Annotated in this window: 16 protein-coding genes and 2 tRNA genes; all 18 read left to right on the top strand. The window is 41.3% G+C overall.

The window, feature by feature from the left end:
* Positions 1-1,161: phosphoenolpyruvate synthase (gene ppsA / locus NT136_02660; protein ID MCX6765835.1), on the top strand; the 1,161-nt coding region annotated here is incomplete at its 5' end.
* 119 nt (positions 1,162-1,280) lie between these two features.
* Positions 1,281-1,460, top strand: a complete 180-nt coding sequence (locus NT136_02655; protein MCX6765834.1) for a hypothetical protein — start codon at positions 1,281-1,283, stop codon at positions 1,458-1,460.
* 23 nt (positions 1,461-1,483) lie between these two features.
* Positions 1,484-1,570, top strand: a tRNA-Ser gene (locus NT136_02650).
* Positions 1,571-1,803: 233 nt separating this feature from the next.
* On the top strand, positions 1,804-4,413 hold the full coding sequence (locus NT136_02645; GenBank protein MCX6765833.1) for an N-6 DNA methylase: 2,610 nt from the start codon (positions 1,804-1,806) through the stop codon (positions 4,411-4,413).
* Between the two features lie 154 nt (positions 4,414-4,567).
* The gene (dnaG, locus tag NT136_02640; GenBank protein MCX6765832.1) at positions 4,568-6,376 is read left to right on the top strand and encodes a DNA primase; all 1,809 of its coding nucleotides are present in this window, start codon (positions 4,568-4,570) and stop codon (positions 6,374-6,376) included.
* A gap of 31 nt (positions 6,377-6,407) precedes the next feature.
* On the top strand, positions 6,408-7,691 hold the full coding sequence (rpoD, locus tag NT136_02635; GenBank protein MCX6765831.1) for an RNA polymerase sigma factor RpoD: 1,284 nt from the start codon (positions 6,408-6,410) through the stop codon (positions 7,689-7,691).
* 31 nt (positions 7,692-7,722) lie between these two features.
* A complete protein-coding gene (locus NT136_02630; GenBank protein MCX6765830.1) occupies positions 7,723-7,968 on the top strand; it encodes a four helix bundle protein in 246 nt (81 codons plus the stop codon).
* A 167-nt stretch (positions 7,969-8,135) separates the two neighbouring features.
* Positions 8,136-8,210 (top strand) — tRNA-Asn (locus NT136_02625).
* A gap of 95 nt (positions 8,211-8,305) precedes the next feature.
* Positions 8,306-9,037: an SDR family NAD(P)-dependent oxidoreductase gene (locus NT136_02620; GenBank protein ID MCX6765829.1), complete on the top strand. Its 732-nt coding sequence runs from the start codon at positions 8,306-8,308 to the stop codon at positions 9,035-9,037.
* 92 nt (positions 9,038-9,129) lie between these two features.
* On the top strand, positions 9,130-9,363 hold the full coding sequence (locus NT136_02615; protein MCX6765828.1) for a thioredoxin family protein: 234 nt from the start codon (positions 9,130-9,132) through the stop codon (positions 9,361-9,363).
* Positions 9,360-10,316, top strand: a complete 957-nt coding sequence (locus tag NT136_02610; GenBank protein MCX6765827.1) for a permease — start codon at positions 9,360-9,362, stop codon at positions 10,314-10,316. Before NT136_02615 ends, NT136_02610 begins: the two co-directional genes overlap by 4 nt.
* Before the next feature lie 150 nt (positions 10,317-10,466).
* Entirely contained in the window at positions 10,467-11,021 is a 555-nt protein-coding gene (locus tag NT136_02605; GenBank protein ID MCX6765826.1) for an RNA polymerase sigma factor, read from the top strand.
* A gap of 36 nt (positions 11,022-11,057) precedes the next feature.
* The gene (locus tag NT136_02600; protein MCX6765825.1) at positions 11,058-11,471 is read left to right on the top strand and encodes a hypothetical protein; all 414 of its coding nucleotides are present in this window, start codon (positions 11,058-11,060) and stop codon (positions 11,469-11,471) included.
* A gap of 30 nt (positions 11,472-11,501) precedes the next feature.
* Positions 11,502-12,050: a DUF5666 domain-containing protein gene (locus tag NT136_02595; GenBank protein ID MCX6765824.1), complete on the top strand. Its 549-nt coding sequence runs from the start codon at positions 11,502-11,504 to the stop codon at positions 12,048-12,050.
* An 80-nt stretch (positions 12,051-12,130) separates the two neighbouring features.
* Positions 12,131-13,294 carry an efflux RND transporter periplasmic adaptor subunit gene (locus NT136_02590; protein MCX6765823.1) on the top strand — a complete coding sequence of 388 codons (1,164 nt, stop codon included), beginning with the start codon at positions 12,131-12,133 and terminating at the stop codon, positions 13,292-13,294.
* Between the two features lie 6 nt (positions 13,295-13,300).
* Positions 13,301-13,984 carry an ABC transporter ATP-binding protein gene (locus tag NT136_02585; protein MCX6765822.1) on the top strand — a complete coding sequence of 228 codons (684 nt, stop codon included), beginning with the start codon at positions 13,301-13,303 and terminating at the stop codon, positions 13,982-13,984.
* The gene (locus tag NT136_02580) at positions 13,977-15,191 is read left to right on the top strand and encodes an ABC transporter permease (GenBank protein ID MCX6765821.1); all 1,215 of its coding nucleotides are present in this window, start codon (positions 13,977-13,979) and stop codon (positions 15,189-15,191) included. Before NT136_02585 ends, NT136_02580 begins: the two co-directional genes overlap by 8 nt.
* Before the next feature lie 230 nt (positions 15,192-15,421).
* The gene (locus tag NT136_02575) at positions 15,422-15,595 is read left to right on the top strand and encodes a hypothetical protein (protein MCX6765820.1); all 174 of its coding nucleotides are present in this window, start codon (positions 15,422-15,424) and stop codon (positions 15,593-15,595) included.
* Positions 15,596-15,727: the final 132 nt, after the last annotated feature.

The following is a 15,727-nucleotide window of genomic DNA, read 5'->3' as shown; positions in this document are numbered from 1 at the left end:
GCCAGCGCCATTGTCACCAACAGCGGAGGCCGCACTTCCCACGCGGCTATTGTCAGCCGGGAACTGGGCATTCCCTGCGTGGTCGGAACGGGAAATGGCACTAAAGCGATAAAAGACAAAAAAGCGATTACGGCAAGTTGTGCCGAAGGGGAAGAAGGACATATTTATGAAGGGATACTTGCCTTTGAAGTGAAAAGAACAAATCTTAAGGAAATCAAAAAGACCAGAACCAAAATAATGATGAATATAGGTAACCCCGAACAGGCATTTGAACTTTCTTTTATTCCCAACGATGGGGTCGGACTGGCCCGGATCGAGTTTGTTATTACGGAATACATCAAAGTCCATCCAATGGCGCTGGTTCATTTTGAGAAAGTAAAAGATAAAGAGGAAAGAAAAAAAATTGAGGAAATTTCACATGCTTACAGAAACAAAGAACAGTTTTTTATTGATAAATTAGCTGAAGGCATCGGAAGAATCGCAGCCGCTTTTTACCCCAAAGAAGTAATTGTGCGCCTAAGCGATTTCAAAACCAATGAATATGCTTCGCTTATCGGAGGAAAATACTTTGAGCCGGCGGAAGACAATCCGATGATCGGCTGGCGGGGAGCGTCGAGATATTACGATGCTGATTATGTCGAAGGATTTAGATTAGAATGCGAGGCAATTAAGAAAGTTCGCCAGGAGTTGGGATTGGCTAACGTAAAAGTGATGATTCCCTTTTGCCGCACGGTGAAAGAAGGAAAAAGAGTTCTGGCCCAGATGAAAAAATACGGGTTGGAAAGAGGAAAAAATAATCTGGAAGTATACGTGATGTGCGAGATTCCTTCTAACGTGATACTGGCTTTTGAATTCGCGAAAATTTTTGACGGTTTTTCCATCGGGTCAAACGACCTTACCCAGCTTACTTTGGGAGTGGACCGTGACAGCGCTAAAGTCGCCCATATTTACGATGAGCGCAACGAAGCGGTAAAAGAGCTGATCCGGGCGGTGATTCTCAAAGCCCACCAGTCGCGGCGCAAAGTCGGCATTTGCGGTCAGGCCCCCTCTGATTTTCTAGACTTTGCCGAGTTTCTGGTGCGCGAAAAAATCGATTCCATTTCCCTCAATCCCGACACGGTCATCAAGACGATGGTGGATATTGGGAAGATGGAAAAATAGTTTTTAGATTAAACCGATGGATATTCAACCGGCTAGCCGGTTGATTTTTTTGTTTTTCGGGCATAAAATGGAGTTACGTAACTGGTTACGTAACAAGGTAAGTAACTCTTAGGAAAAATATGGAAAAACGAACCCAAAAGCGTGATATCCGCAAAATTACCAAAATCGGCAAAAAAAGCTTTGCCGTAACGATTCCTATTGACACAGTCCGCTCCCTCGGCTGGCGGGAGCGCCAGCGTGTTGCGGTGAAAAGAATTAAAGGCGGCGTCACAATTCGGGATTACAGAAGCAAAAGATAGACCGATGGCATTAAAATTTTTCGGGAGGCGTCGCATAGCGGCCTAGTGCGTTTGCTTGGAAAGCAAATATATCCGAAAGGGTATCGGAGGTTCGAATCCTCCCGCCTCCGCCGGTGTTTTTTGCTCTAATATCAAGGTTAGTCGACGGGAAACTGGCATTGCGCATAAGATTTATATTACAATTAATTTAAGCAGGCTAAATGTCAAAACCATGGCAAAATTTGCCAAAGCATTAAATGTCAACATAGGCGAATTAACAAAAAAGTGAGGTTTTGATGCGCAGAGTTGTGCGCATTAAAAATTATTATTATAATGTAATTATGGATAACTCAAATAGCTTTCTATGCTAAAAACAAATCTATTTTGCAATAAGGCGGATTTAAATAACGAAAGTTCTGTTGAAATATTTTTCGTCAACAGGCTCTTGGGATTTTTGGGATACAGCGATAGCGACATCAAAACGAAACAATCAATCAACGAATTGGAAATCGGCAAGGGATCAAAAAAAGAGAAATACAAACCGGACTACATTTGTTTTGTTGACAATAAACCGAGTTTAATCATTGACGCTAAAAATCCTGATGAAAATATAGAAGATTATTTATATCAAGTTTCGGGGTACGCCCTAGCTGTCAACCAAAAGTTCAGAGAAGATAATCCGGTAAGGTATGTAGTTTTATCAAACGGCTTAAAAACAAATCTCTATAATTGGGATGACCGAGAACCACTTTTATCTCTTGGTTTTGATGATTTTGAAAAAAATAACGAAACGCTAAAAAAGTTTAAGGACCTTGTGTCTTATCAGGGGATATTCAACCAACGAATACCAGAGGTTGAAGATTTTGAATTTTACAAGCCACCGATTGATTCAATTAAGGATGTTTTTGCAAAAGCACATAATATTATTTGGAAAAAAGAAAAGATTGCTCCAACGGATGCATTTTATGAATTTTCAAAAATTATTTTTATCAAGATAGACCAAGATAGAAAAATTAGAGAATTAAGACAGAATGGTAAAACTTTAAAAAAAGACGATTTTGTTTTTAGCTCTCATTGGATAGCAAACCAAGAGCCGGTTGAACCAAATTCATTTAATACAATTTTATTTCACCAGTTGCGGGACAAACTAGAGGAAGAAATTACCGAGAGGAAGAAAAAACGGATTTTTGAGAAAGATGAAAACCTAAATTTAAAGCCATCTACCACCAAGGAAGTTGTAAAACTTCTTGAACACTTAGACCTATATGGAATAGATGAGGATTTGAATGGAAGAATGTTTGAAACTTTCTTGAACGCCACTGTCCGCGGTAAAGATTTAGGACAATTTTTTACCCCCCGCGGCGTTGTTAAATTCATGGTTAAGTTGGCCGATATTAAAATTTCCACGAAAAAAATTGAACGAATTATAGATATTTTTTGTGGAAGCGGCGGCTTCTTGATTGAGGCAATGGCTGAAATGATGGCAAAAATCAGAGAACTAAAGAACCTTAGTAATAAGGAAACGGAAAAGTTGGTTAATGATATTAAGTCGAATTACATTTTTGGAATTGATGCAAACCCAAAAATTTCAAAAGTAGCACGGATGAATATGTATCTTCACGGAGATGGTGGAAGCCGAATTTATCAAGCTGATTCTTTGGATAAAAAGATCAGAATAGAGCAAGGTATAAATCCAGAGTTGCGGAAAGAAATTGAGGAGATCAAAAAACTTTTACTTCAAGATGGACTAAAATTTAATGTAGCTCTGACAAATCCTCCATTCAGCATGAAGTATGAAAGAAAAAAACCAGACGAAAAGGAGGTTTTGGAGGAATACGAAATATCGGGAAATGAAAATTCTGTAAAATCCAACGTGCTTTCTTTAGAGCGATACTGGGATTTGCTCGATGATAATAGCGGCCGCTTGTTAAGTATTATTGATGATACGGTGTTAAACGGCGTGAGTAGCAAAATTTTCAGAGATGCTATTCGGAAAAAATTTGTGATAAAAGCAATTATTTCTTTGCCATTCAATACATTTAAAAATGCGGCGACGACAACAAAAACTTCAATACTTTATTTGCGAAAGAAAGTTTCTGCCACCGAAAAACAACCCGCCGTATTTATGGCTATTTGCAATAATGTTGGACATAACGATTTTGGAAATGACACGGCAGAAAGGAATAATTTAAACCAAGTTTTATTTGCATATAGAGAATTTATTGAAAAGGGAAAACTGGAAACACAAGTTATCCAAAATCAACGGAAAACCGAGATGCTTACTTGCCCTCTGCAGATTTTTATTGTGCAGTCGGAAAAGCTAAAAGAGCGACTCGATGCTTTTTATTATTCCCCTGAATTAAAAACAATTCAGCACAAACTAAATAAGCTCGCACGCAATGGTAAGATAGAATTAAAGACGGGTAGCGACTTTGTCTTAAGACCAGACCTCTCTGCTTCTAAATCTAGGGATTTGGATAGTAAAATTTTCAAATATCTCGAAGTAGGAGATGTAAATAATAGAGGAGACATTGTCGGTTATCAGGAAAATCAATTAAAAAATCTGCCGACAAGGGCAAGAAAAATAGTTGCTACCAAAGACATTATTGTGGCTAAAAACATAAGTTCGCTTGGTTCAGTTGCAATCATTAACGAAAATTTTAATGACCAGTTAGTTTCAACTGGATTTATTGTGATAAAACCTAAAAATCGAGATGATGCTTACCTCTTGTGGTCTATCTTGAGAAGTGATTTAATCCAAAAACAGATGTATTATTTATCTGCAACTGCGGTGCAACCGGAAGTATCGGAGGAGATTTTCAAAACTGAGTTGCTTATTCCAATTCCAACAGGTTTAAAAGAAAAAGCGGAAATTGTTAAAACCGTTGGGAATATTGAAAAACAAAGACGTGCTGTAAATTTTGCAATAGATACACAGGACAAGTCATTGATGGAATTTTTGGATTTCGAATAAACGTCGCAATTCCGCCGCGCCCGAGCGTCAAAATTCGCAGTCCGGATTTTCGTCAAAAAAAGTTCGAATTTTAACCAAAAGGCACCGCTCTGAAATATTTTTCCTTGTTTATGGGTATTAATGGTAATACTACTAGGAAAGGCAGTATTTAATTATGGTCAATTCGGTTGTTGATGAGATAAAGTCGCGGCTGAACATCATTGACTTTATTGGGCAATATTTACGACTTCAAAAGGCAGGCGCTAACTTCCGGGCGCTCTGTCCTTTTCATCGTGAAAAAACCCCTTCTTTTATGGTCAGCGAAGAAAAACAAATCTGGCATTGTTTTGGCTGCGGCAAAGGCGGAGATATTTTCGGGTTTTTAATGGAAATGGAAGCACTTGATTTCAAAGAAGCTTTAAAAGTTCTGGCGGATAAAGCCGGTGTGCAACTTAAGGAATATCGGCCGGAAATAGCCGGAAGCAAAAATAAAATTCTGGAAATTTTGGAACTGGCGACCAAATTTTACGAGACCCAGCTCTGGAAAGGAATGGGAAAAGATAAGATATTGAATTATTTGCATGAGCGGGGGCTCAAGGATGAAACCATAAAGGAATTCCGTCTGGGCTATGCCCCGCTGGGCTGGAGGAACATCCTCAAATTTCTCACCGAGCGAGGATATAAGATAGAAGATATCGCCGGAACAGGATTATTGGTAAAAAAAGAAGAAAATGACAAAAATTCAAATGCTACAAGCTATTACGATCGTTTCCGCGACCGGATAATTTTTCCCATCAGTGATGCGCTGGGAAAAGTCGTCGGCTTTTCGGCACGTGTCTCCCCCGGCGGAGACGAGTCGCAAGCCAAGTACGTCAACACTCCCGAGACGATGGTTTATCACAAGAGCAAAATTCTTTACGGCGTTGACAAAGCCAAAAAAGAAATAAAAGAAAAAAATTCAGCCGTACTAGTAGAGGGGAACATGGATGTTATCGCCGCCAGCCAGGCCGGAATAAAAAACACAGTAGCGGTTTCCGGGACGGCGCTCACCGGCGATCAATTAGACATCCTTAAACGTTACTCTGAAAATATAATTATGCTTTTCGATATGGACAGCGCCGGCGAGGAGGCCATAGCGCGCAGTTCCGAGATCTGCTTTCAAAAAGGGATCAACGCGCGGATAGTTCGGCTCCCGGAAGGAAAAGACGCGGCTGAACTAGCGAAAAAAGATCCCCAGCTGTTTGCCGACTCTCTTAAAAAGTCAGTTTCATCCATGGAATATCTACTGGGCAAAATTTTAGCGCGCTGCGATAAAACCAAGGCGGAAGGCAAAAAAACGATTGCCAAAGAAGCTCTCAATCTTATTCGCTATTTTTCTAGCGAAATTGAAAAAAATCACTGGATAAAAAAATTAGCCCGGGAGCTGGAAGTGGAAGATAAGGTACTGGCTGGCGCGCTTGGCAAAACACGAGCCGGAAGGAAGACAAAGGAAGAGGAAGAAAAAAAAGAAGTGACTTTTCAGGAAAGAGCCGATACCATCAGAGAGAAAATAGTCGGCCTGATACTGGCTTTTCCGGCTGTCTGGAATAAAGTGGCTGTTCGCTACGGAGATGATGATTATTTAAAGGATGACGAGTTTCTTCAGATTCTTTTTCGCGGCGGCTCCCTTTCTGATTTTAAAATTGAAAATTTGCTGGCTACGTTTGATGACGATGATCTGAAAAAACTTTTCCGAAAACTCTCCTTTGAAGCCAAATACCACTTTAGTGAGCATTCCGAAATGCAGGAAATAGATTCTGACCAGGCAGAAACTTTGGCAGAGCAGTATTTTGCTGAATTAAAAAAGGAAATAGGAAAGAAGAAGCTGGCCAATATCGCCCGAGACATTCGCAAAGCAGAAGAGCAGGGAAACAAGGAAGAACTGGAACTTTTAGTGAAAGAATTTTCCAAATTTTCGCAAGGGCTGGACAAGGATCGCCAGTAAAGTTCGCTCAACTTTAAGCTTAGAATAAAATATGAGGAGGAAAAAACAAAAAAGTAAAAAGGCAAAAGCGCGAAGGCAGGAAAAAATCAAAGCCAGAAAAATTTCCGGAAAAAGGGACAAACGCCTGACTAAAATCGCGCGGAGAACCGCCAGAAAAAGAAAGCCGGGAAAAGTTAAAAGGATAAAAAAACCCGCTGTGCTTTTTAAAAAGGGAGAAACGGAAAGCGTTATTGACGCTCTGATTAAACGCGGAAAACAGCGGGGATTTATTACCGAGGACGAAATTATTCACCTGATGCCGGAAGTGGAAAAGGAACTCACGAACCTCGAGAATCTCTATGAAAAACTGGAAAGTTCGGGAGTAAGGGTAATGAGCTCGGATGAAATGCTGAAAATTGAGACGGAACGGGAAGCTGAAAAATACGAAAAACAGAAAAAGAAAGAAAAGCCGTTGGAGGTCTTCCTTCCGGAAGAAGTTGGGGATGGCTCTTACGATCTGGTTCAGATGTACTTGCGCGAAATCGGAAGAGTTCCTTTGCTCAATGCCGAGGAAGAAGTAAAACTAGCCAAAGCCAATGAAAAAGGAGATCTGGCAGCCAAGCAAAAACTGACGGAGGCCAATCTGCGGCTGGTGGTGAGCATCGCCAAAAAATATGTCGGTCGATCTCACAACCTATCGCTCCTGGATCTAATTCAGGAGGGAAATATCGGTCTTTTCCGGGCGGTGGAAAAGTTTGATTACCGCAAGGGCTACAAGTTTTCCACTTATGCCACTTGGTGGATCCGTCAGGCGATCACCAGGGCTCTGGCCGACCAGTCCCGCACCATTCGCATACCTGTCCATATGGTGGAAACGATTAACAAATATACCCAAGTTACCCGGCGGCTGGTGCAGGAGCTGGGCCGCGAGCCGTTGCCGGAAGAAGTTGCCGCTGAAATGAGTTTGGAAGTGGACAAAATCAGGCACATTCAGAAAATTTCCCAGGAAACAGTGTCGCTGGAAACCTCGGTGGGAGACAGTGATGATGACAGCGTGCTGGGGGATTTCATTGAGGATACCGAAACGATAATGCCGCATCAGGCGGCTTCTAGGAAACTTTTGCGCAACCACGTGATTGAGGTACTCAAGGAACTGACTCCGCGCGAACAAAAAATTATCAAGATCCGTTTCGGACTGGAAGACGGCGTTACCCATACTCTGGAAGAGGTAGGGCAGGAATTTGGAGTCACTCGGGAGCGCATCCGCCAAATTGAAGCCAAAGCCCTCGAAAAAATCCGCGATCATCAGGCGCTAAAGAAGTTGAAGGATTATTAATTAGTTTATAGTTTTTGGTTTTTAGTATTTTATGAAAAGATCTAATTCGTATAAGAATTTGATAGTGTGGCAAAAAGCCATTGATTTAGTTGGTGATATTTATAAGCTTACTGAAAAATTTCCCAAATCAGAAATGTATGGGCTGTCATCACAAATGCAAAGAGCGGCGGTTGCTATTCCATCTAATATAGCCGAGGGTCAAAAAAGAACGCACAAAAAAGAATTTATACAGTTTTTATACGTAAGTTATAGTTCAGGCGCAGAATTGGAAACATAAATTGAAATATGCAAAAGGCTTCACAAATTAAAAGATTTAGAGTATGCTGTCATAGAGTCAAATTTAGAGGTTATCATGAAAATGTTGAATTCTCTAATAAGTTCATTAAAAAATAGTTTGTAGATTTCACTAAAAACTAAGAACTAAAAACTACTAACTAATCATATTCCGGGGTAGCTCAACGGTAGAGCAGTTGACTGTTAATCAATTGGTTGTGGGTTCGAATCCCACCCCCGGAGCCAAGAATTTCAGGGCTCATTTAAAGCCTTATTTTTTATATCCAGGTAGGACGTTAAAACTTGTGGTAGAATAAGAGTGTAAAAATTAAAATAAAAAAATGAAGAACAAAAAAACGGCCATAGTTACCGGAGCGGGGGTTGGAATTGGAAGAGGAATCGCTTTGGCTCTGGCCGAGGAAGGATATAATGTTGTTGTCGTTGATATCGATCAAGAAAATTGCCAGAAAGTCGCTGACGAGCTCGCGAAACTTAGTACTAAATCACTGGCTGTAAAATGCGATGTTTCTGTTTCCGCTGACGTTGCACAGCTTTTTAGCCAGACCGCTCAAGAATTCGGCCAAGTTGATGTGCTGGTTAATAACGCCGGCATTTATCCTTTCGTCTCTTTTGAAAAAATGAAAGAGTCGGATTGGGACAAAGTAATTGATGTCAATCTAAAAAGCATTTTTCTCTGTTCCAAAGAGGCTTCTGCAATAATGCCGGAAGGAGGGCGGATAATTAACATCTCTTCCATTGCTTCATTGATGGGTTTTTCGGGCTTAGTTCATTACTGCGCCTCAAAAGGCGGTGTAAACGGAATGACAAGAGCGCTGGCGCTGGAAATGGCCTCAAGAAAAATTACAGTCAATGCCATTGCACCGGGAGCAATTCAAACGCCGGGAGCCCAAATGACCGAGGGAGACAAAAAACAAACGATTACTAAAATCCCACTGGTGCGGATAGGCCAGCCGGAAGACATTGCCAATGCGGTGGTCTTTTTAGCTTCAGAAAAATCCAGCTATATCACAGGCCAAGTGATCGTCGTTGACGGCGGCTGGATAGTGCAATAATTTTTTAGGTCTTATTCAAGTTTTTTGTGCCCAAGTAGGAAGCTAGAACTTCTGGTATAATGAAAAGGTAAAAAATTAGCAGTTTAAAAAATATGAACATTAAAATTCTAGGAACAGGCTGTCCTAACTGTCAAAAACTAGAGCAAAACACTAAACAAGCTTTGAAAGAATTGAATATTGATGCCCGAGTTGAGAAAATAACCGACATTCAGGAAATTATGAGTCATGGTATCATGAGCACGCCAGCCATCGTGGCTGACGGAGAAATTATCAGCTATGGACTTGTTCCAAGCGTGGATGAAATTAAAAAATTACTGACCAAATGATTAAACTCTTTGCCGATTGGCTAACTTATTCAATTTTTAATATCACGCCAAAAACACTTCTAGCCGAAGCGGTAGATTTTTTTATTTACGACACGATTAAGATTTTTCTTTTACTGGTTGTTATTATTTTTACAGTTTCTATTATCCGCTCATTTCTTCCGCCAGAAAAGATTAGAAATATTTTATCCAGCGAGAAAAAGTATTTTGGCAATGTTTTGGCATCACTTCTTGGAATTATTACACCATTCTGCACTTGTTCGGCGATCCCATTGTTTCTAGGATTTTTAGAGGCTGGTGTGCCACTCGGAACAACCTTTTCTTTTTTGGTAGCCTCGCCAATGATTAACGAAGTAGCTTTAGTTTTACTTCTCGGTATGTTCGGTTGGAAAATCGCCTTGCTCTATATCGTTAGCGGTCTTATCATTGCCATTCTTTCAGGTATTGTTATTGGACGTCTAAAAGTTGAAAATTTGGTGGAAGAATTCGTATATAAAAGTAAATTTAACGGACAATTGAAATTGCCAGAAATGACTTGGAAACAAAGAATTGATTATGCTAGAAGTTATTCGCTCGGAATAATTAAAAAAGTTTGGCTTTATATCATTATAGGAATTGGCATTGGAGCCTGGATTCATGGCTATGTGCCAACGGATTTTCTGGTTCAATATGCCTCATCTGATAAATGGTATGCAGTGCCCCTGGCGGTGCTTATCGGAATTCCGCTTTACTCCAATGCGGCTGGCATAATACCGCTCGTGAGCGTGCTGACGGAAAAGGGAGTGAGTATGGGAACAGCCCTGGCTTTTATGATGGCAGTTACTGGCTTATCCCTTCCAGAATTTATGATTTTGAAAAAAGTAATGAAAGTGAAGCTAATTCTAATCTTTGCCAGTATTGTTGGGTTGGGAATTATTTTCACGGGATACTTATTTAATTTGGTCTTGGGGATATAGTGAGTAGCACAGTGGGGTAACTACGCCATCATCAAACAGGTTCTAACAGCGTCTATCCCGCGGAGCATAGAAGATAAGGCCATAACGGGCCTTGTTTTTTAATCTTTATTAAATAACCATGTTATGCTAGAATAAGCGGATGAAAAATTTATGGGGCAAACCGACCAACAATTAGTCAAAAATTTTTTGGAGGGCGACGAGACGGCGCTTGAAGAACTGGTGAAAAAATATCTTAAACCGGTTTATAATTTTCTGTATCGGCTGACAAATGACGCTTCGGCGCTGGACGATCTGACTCAAATTACCTTTATTAAGGTCTGGAAAAATATGCGCCGCTTTGATCAAGACAAAAATTTCAGAACTTGGCTCTTTGCCATTGCCAAAAATACTGCCTATGATTATTTGAAAAAGAAAAAAACGATTCCGTTTTCCGCGTTTACTGATGAAGAAGGAGATAACAAACTGAAAAATATCCCCGAAGATGAAATTTTACCCGATGAACTTTTGCAAAAAGCCGACGCGGCCAGAGAGCTGGAAGCCGCGCTTTTAAAAATTCCGTACCAGTATCGGATAATCTTACTCATGCGTTATAAAGACGATTTTTCACTTCAAGAAATCGCCGAAATTTTGAGCGAACCCTATAACACTATCAAAAGCCGGCACCAAAGGGCGCTTTCGGCGATCAAAAAAACCTTAGAGAGCTAACGCATCCATTTTAATTTCTTAATCGTATTAAGCAATATGGAAACAAGAACCGGACAACTATTTAAAAGCATAAAGGAGCTTGATCCGCCTTCAGAACTTCAAAGCACTATTTTGCGCGAAATCAAATTTGAAAAAGCAAAAATCATTAAAAGAAAAAGAGCGTTTTTTTACAGCGGAATTCTGGCGTCACTTTTTTTGGCGGTTTTCGCCGGGCTGCATTTTGTGGACAATCTCTCTCAATCCGGTTTTTGGAATTTAGCTAAACTCGCTTTTTCCGATACGAGGACAATCGCCGTTTTTTGGAAGGACTTCGCGCTTTCGCTTTTGGAAACATTCCCTGTCGCGTACGCGATCGGCACGCTAATTCCTTTCTTGACATTAGTTTTATTCCTTAATTTTTACCTGAAATTAAATGGCCATAACCATAATAACCACTACAATATTGCATAGCAATGCAGTATTTGTCGTGCCAATAATAATATGAATACTCCAGAAACAAACAAACCGGAAACAAAACCGGAACAAAAATCAAGATTTTGCCCTTGTTTTTCAAGCGGAAAATCAAAAATATTAATTGTCTCGGCCATGATACTGGGAATAATAATTTTGATGCTTGGAAGTTTCGCCGGCGGGGTCTTTACTGGTTTTCACAAGGCCAAGTTTTCCTGCGACTGGGGAAAAAATTACGAGATGAATTTCATCGGTCCAAGAATGGGACATCCGAGCCCGATGGGTTTTATGGGACCGATGATGCGCGAGTTTTCCGGACGCGATTTCAGAAATCCCCACGGAATTGCCGGAACAATAATCTCTATTTCGGATAGCAGTTTGATCATTAAAGACAGGGACAATAAAGAAAACACCGTGGCCGTTACTGACAAAACTGTTATCAAATCCGGGCGTGATGATTTGAAATTAAGCGATCTTAAAATTGACGACAAGATAGCAGTTATCGGCCAGCCGGGGAATGATGGAGTGATGAATGCGAGTTTAATTCGCGTGTTTCCCATCAATCAAAATAATCAATAGGGTGATTTTGCTCATGCGCCCGCCAAAGGCGGACCCGCCTTTGGCGGAAATGACACGGATGTTTTTAAATTTTAATAATTATGAAACTCTCTGTAATTAAGAAACCGTATGTAATTATTGCAATTGTGATAACAATAGCCGGGGGAGTTTATTACTATCGCAAAACGCACAGTACTGCGGCACAAACGCAATATATTACCGCAACTGCTGAAAAGGGAACGTTTACTTCTTCCGTTTCAGCCAGCGGCAACGTTATTGTCGACCAAAGCGCTACCGTTGATCCGACGATTACCGGAACGGTGGCGGATTTGGCGGTGAGCGTGGGAGAAAAAGTGACCAAGGGTCAGTTTCTTTTTAATATTGTCAATGACCAATTAGGAGTGAACGTTGCCAAATCTACGGCATCATACCAGAGCGCTTTAAGTTCACTCGAATCAGCGGAGGCCTCGGAAAAACAGGCCAAGGAAGATTACCACGATGATGACAGCAAGATTAATAAAGAGAAGCTGGAAGCGGCCAAGGCCTCGGTTCAAGCCGCCCAGAAAAGCATAGCGGCTGCCCTCTCCGATTTGAATTACCAGTATACTCAAGCTGGCAAGCGTAAAGTTACAGCACCGATTACTGGAACAGTAAATGCGGTGAATATAAAAAACGGTGACGACTTAAGCCGGGTTTCGGGAAGCTCGAGTAATGCGCTGGCGTCGATTATCATTGGGGATCTCGCTACTCTTAAGGCGCAGGTTCAAGTTAATGAAGTGGATATTCCCGGCGTAAGCATCGGGCAAAAGGCGACGCTTTCCTTTGACGCACTTCCCGGCCTTACCATCACCGGGAAAGTGGAAAAAATGGACTCGCTCGGAACAATTACTCAAGGTGTAGTCACTTATAACATCACTTTAAGTTTCGACACTCTTGACTTAAGGATCAAGCCGGAGATGAGCGTGTCCGCTAATATTATTAATAACGTAAAGCAGAACGTTCTTCTTGTTCCCTCAAGCGCCGTGAAAACAGAGGGAAGCAACACTTACGTCGAAGTTTTGACAAACAACACTCCAGTTCAAAAGACCGTACAAATCGGTGATTCCAACAACACCGAAACGGAAATTATTAGCGGTCTTTCCGAGAGTGATAAGGTAATTACCCAAACCATCAATCCTAACACCGCTGCCTCGACGAGCTCCAGCAGTTCTGGCGACGGTTTTCGAATTCCTGGTTTAGGAGGCGGAGGATTTCGCCGGGATTAATTTTTTATGATCGAATGCAGGAACCTGGTTAAAATTTACAAAAACGGAGATGTAGAAACCGCCGCGCTGCAAGGCATTACACTCCGGGTAGAAAAAGGCGAATTTGTAGCTATCATCGGTCCTTCAGGAAGCGGAAAGTCAACGCTGATGCATATCTTGGGCGCGCTTGACTGGCCGACAAACGGCCAGTATTTTCTTGATGGCCAGGAAGTTTCCAAGCTCGGCGAAAACGACCTTTCTGATCTCCGTAGAAACAAAGTCGGTTTTATTTTTCAGTCGTTTAATCTGCTTCCTCGAACTACGGCGCTGCGCAATGTAATGCTGCCACTTCTCTATTCTGATACCTCGAAAAAAGAACGAGAAATAAAAGCTCGAGAAGCCCTAAGATATGCCGGAATGGAAGAAGAAAAATTCGGAAGTTTTTCTAATCAGCTTTCCGGTGGGCAAATTCAAAGGGTAGCCATTGCCCGGGCGCTGGTAAATAATCCTTCAATAATTCTCGCCGATGAGCCAACGGGAAATTTGGACACCAAAACCAGCCGGGTGGTGATGGAAACTTTTCAGGAACTCAATAAAAAAGGCCATACTATTATTCTTATTACTCACGAAAAAGAAATTGCTGAATTTGCCAAACGCATAATTTACGTACGCGATGGCCTAATCGAAAAAGACAAAAAAAATAATGATTAAGGATTTACTTTCTGAAACAATTCGCTCTCTTTCTGGAAATAAGGCTCGATCGGGACTTACTATTTTGGGCATTGTTATCGGGATTGCTTCTGTCATTGCCATGATTGCTGTTGGCCAGGGAGCTAAAAGTTCCATTGAGACAAGCATCGAGGCGATTGGTTCAAACTTGATTATCGTCACTCCCGGTTTTCAGCGCGGGACCGCTGTCAGTCAAGGAAGAGGAAGCGCTCAAACTCTCACTCTAGAGGACGCGAATATCATTAAAAGTCAGTTGCAGGCAGCCAAAGCGGTCGCTCCCGAAGTGACGAGACGCTATCAAGTTAATGCCAAAGGGAAAAACACCAATACTCAGGTAATCGGAACAGTTCAGGATTATCTGGCAGCCCGCAATGTTAAAATGGATATTGGATCTTTTTTTAACGAACAGCAAATCAGGAGTTCCGCTAAAGTAGCCATTTTAGGATCAAGCACCCGGGATGATTTGTTCGGCGCAAACGCTAACCCTCTTGGCCAGACTGTTCGCATAAAAAATGTTGACTTCGACGTGATCGGGGTGACGCAAGCTAAAGGCGGCACCGGCTTTGCCAATCCGGATGACGCGATTTATGTTCCCCTGACCGCGGCCCAGCATTTTTTGTCCGGCGACAATTTTGTGACAACTATCAGTATAGCCGCCCAGGATCAAAGTTCTATGGCAGCCGTTCAGGAACAAATAAATAACATCCTTCTTGAGCAGCACAAAATTTCCGATCCACTGCTTGCTGATTTTAATATCATTAACCAGAATGATATCATTGCCACTGCTTCCAATATTACTGATACTTTCACTATTCTTCTTTCCTCCATTGCTGGTATTTCCCTTCTCGTTGGCGGTATTGGCATTATGAATATGATGCTTACGACTGTCACCGAAAGAACACGCGAAATTGGGCTTCGAAAAGCGGTAGGAATAAGAAAGATTTATATTAACTTGCAGTTTCTCTCGGAAGCGGTATTGCTTACTTTTTTTGGCGGGGCAATCGGTATCTTTGTCGGGTGGCTCGCCTCGCTTGCCATCTCAAATTTTTCCAATTTGCCTACTCAAGTGTCGCTTTTTGCAATTTTTTTGGCTTTCGGAGTTTCCGCGGCGGTGGGAATTATTTTTGGATTTTATCCGGCGCGGAGGGCGGCGAATCTAAGTCCGATAGTGGCATTGAGATATGAATAAGCAACCCCAATATACTAATGAACACCCGCTCGCCTGCCGGCGAGGCAGGAATAACCCGAATGGCAAAAATAATTCTGATGGAACTTTCTCGGCACAAAATATTCAGATAAGGTAGAATTAATTAACTAAATCTACTCCTGTTCAGGATTTTTAGCGGAGTGAAAGAAAACTTTACGGCTTGAGTAGTAATAAGCGGAAAAGGTCGAGGTTAAATTTATAAAGATAAATTTATGTTGAAAAAATCAAAAAAATCCGGGAAAGGAATAGTTGTTACGGAAGCCGAACACAAAAAATGGCACAAAAAGCATGGCTGTTGCGGCAGTAAAAAAGAACATGATGCTTGCATGAAAAAGTGGGGAATTACTATAAAGGGGAAAAGAAGCAGCACGAGAAAGAAAAAATAACTTGAAAGTTTACTTGCAAACTAAAGAGGGTCGGGAAACAAGAGTTTCCCGTTTAGGGTAAATATTAACTAATTTGACAGAAAGTTAATTGAATGCCATAATTGACTCATCACAATGGTTTGCAATAGCAGC

Source organism: Candidatus Moraniibacteriota bacterium, from assembly GCA_026396275.1.
Taxonomy (GTDB): Bacteria; Patescibacteriota; Minisyncoccia; order Moranbacterales; family JAPLXC01; genus JAPLXC01.
Note: the sequence above shows the minus strand (reverse complement) of the source record. Positions and strands in the feature narration are given on the sequence as shown.

Bases quoted from the DNA above. Each gene is read 5' to 3' on its own strand.
- NT136_02655 (MCX6765834.1), top strand. From the start codon at position 1,281: ATGGAAAAACGAACCCAAAAGCGTGATATCCGCAAAATTACCAAAATC.
- NT136_02645 (MCX6765833.1), top strand. From the start codon at position 1,804: ATGCTAAAAACAAATCTATTTTGCAATAAGGCGGATTTAAATAACGAA.
- dnaG (MCX6765832.1), top strand. From the start codon at position 4,568: ATGGTCAATTCGGTTGTTGATGAGATAAAGTCGCGGCTGAACATCATT.
- rpoD (MCX6765831.1), top strand. From the start codon at position 6,408: ATGAGGAGGAAAAAACAAAAAAGTAAAAAGGCAAAAGCGCGAAGGCAG.
- NT136_02630 (MCX6765830.1), top strand. From the start codon at position 7,723: ATGAAAAGATCTAATTCGTATAAGAATTTGATAGTGTGGCAAAAAGCC.
- NT136_02620 (MCX6765829.1), top strand. From the start codon at position 8,306: ATGAAGAACAAAAAAACGGCCATAGTTACCGGAGCGGGGGTTGGAATT.
- NT136_02615 (MCX6765828.1), top strand. From the start codon at position 9,130: ATGAACATTAAAATTCTAGGAACAGGCTGTCCTAACTGTCAAAAACTA.
- NT136_02610 (MCX6765827.1), top strand. From the start codon at position 9,360: ATGATTAAACTCTTTGCCGATTGGCTAACTTATTCAATTTTTAATATC.
- NT136_02605 (MCX6765826.1), top strand. From the start codon at position 10,467: ATGGGGCAAACCGACCAACAATTAGTCAAAAATTTTTTGGAGGGCGAC.
- NT136_02600 (MCX6765825.1), top strand. From the start codon at position 11,058: ATGGAAACAAGAACCGGACAACTATTTAAAAGCATAAAGGAGCTTGAT.
- NT136_02595 (MCX6765824.1), top strand. From the start codon at position 11,502: ATGAATACTCCAGAAACAAACAAACCGGAAACAAAACCGGAACAAAAA.
- NT136_02590 (MCX6765823.1), top strand. From the start codon at position 12,131: ATGAAACTCTCTGTAATTAAGAAACCGTATGTAATTATTGCAATTGTG.
- NT136_02585 (MCX6765822.1), top strand. From the start codon at position 13,301: ATGATCGAATGCAGGAACCTGGTTAAAATTTACAAAAACGGAGATGTA.
- NT136_02580 (MCX6765821.1), top strand. From the start codon at position 13,977: ATGATTAAGGATTTACTTTCTGAAACAATTCGCTCTCTTTCTGGAAAT.
- NT136_02575 (MCX6765820.1), top strand. From the start codon at position 15,422: ATGTTGAAAAAATCAAAAAAATCCGGGAAAGGAATAGTTGTTACGGAA.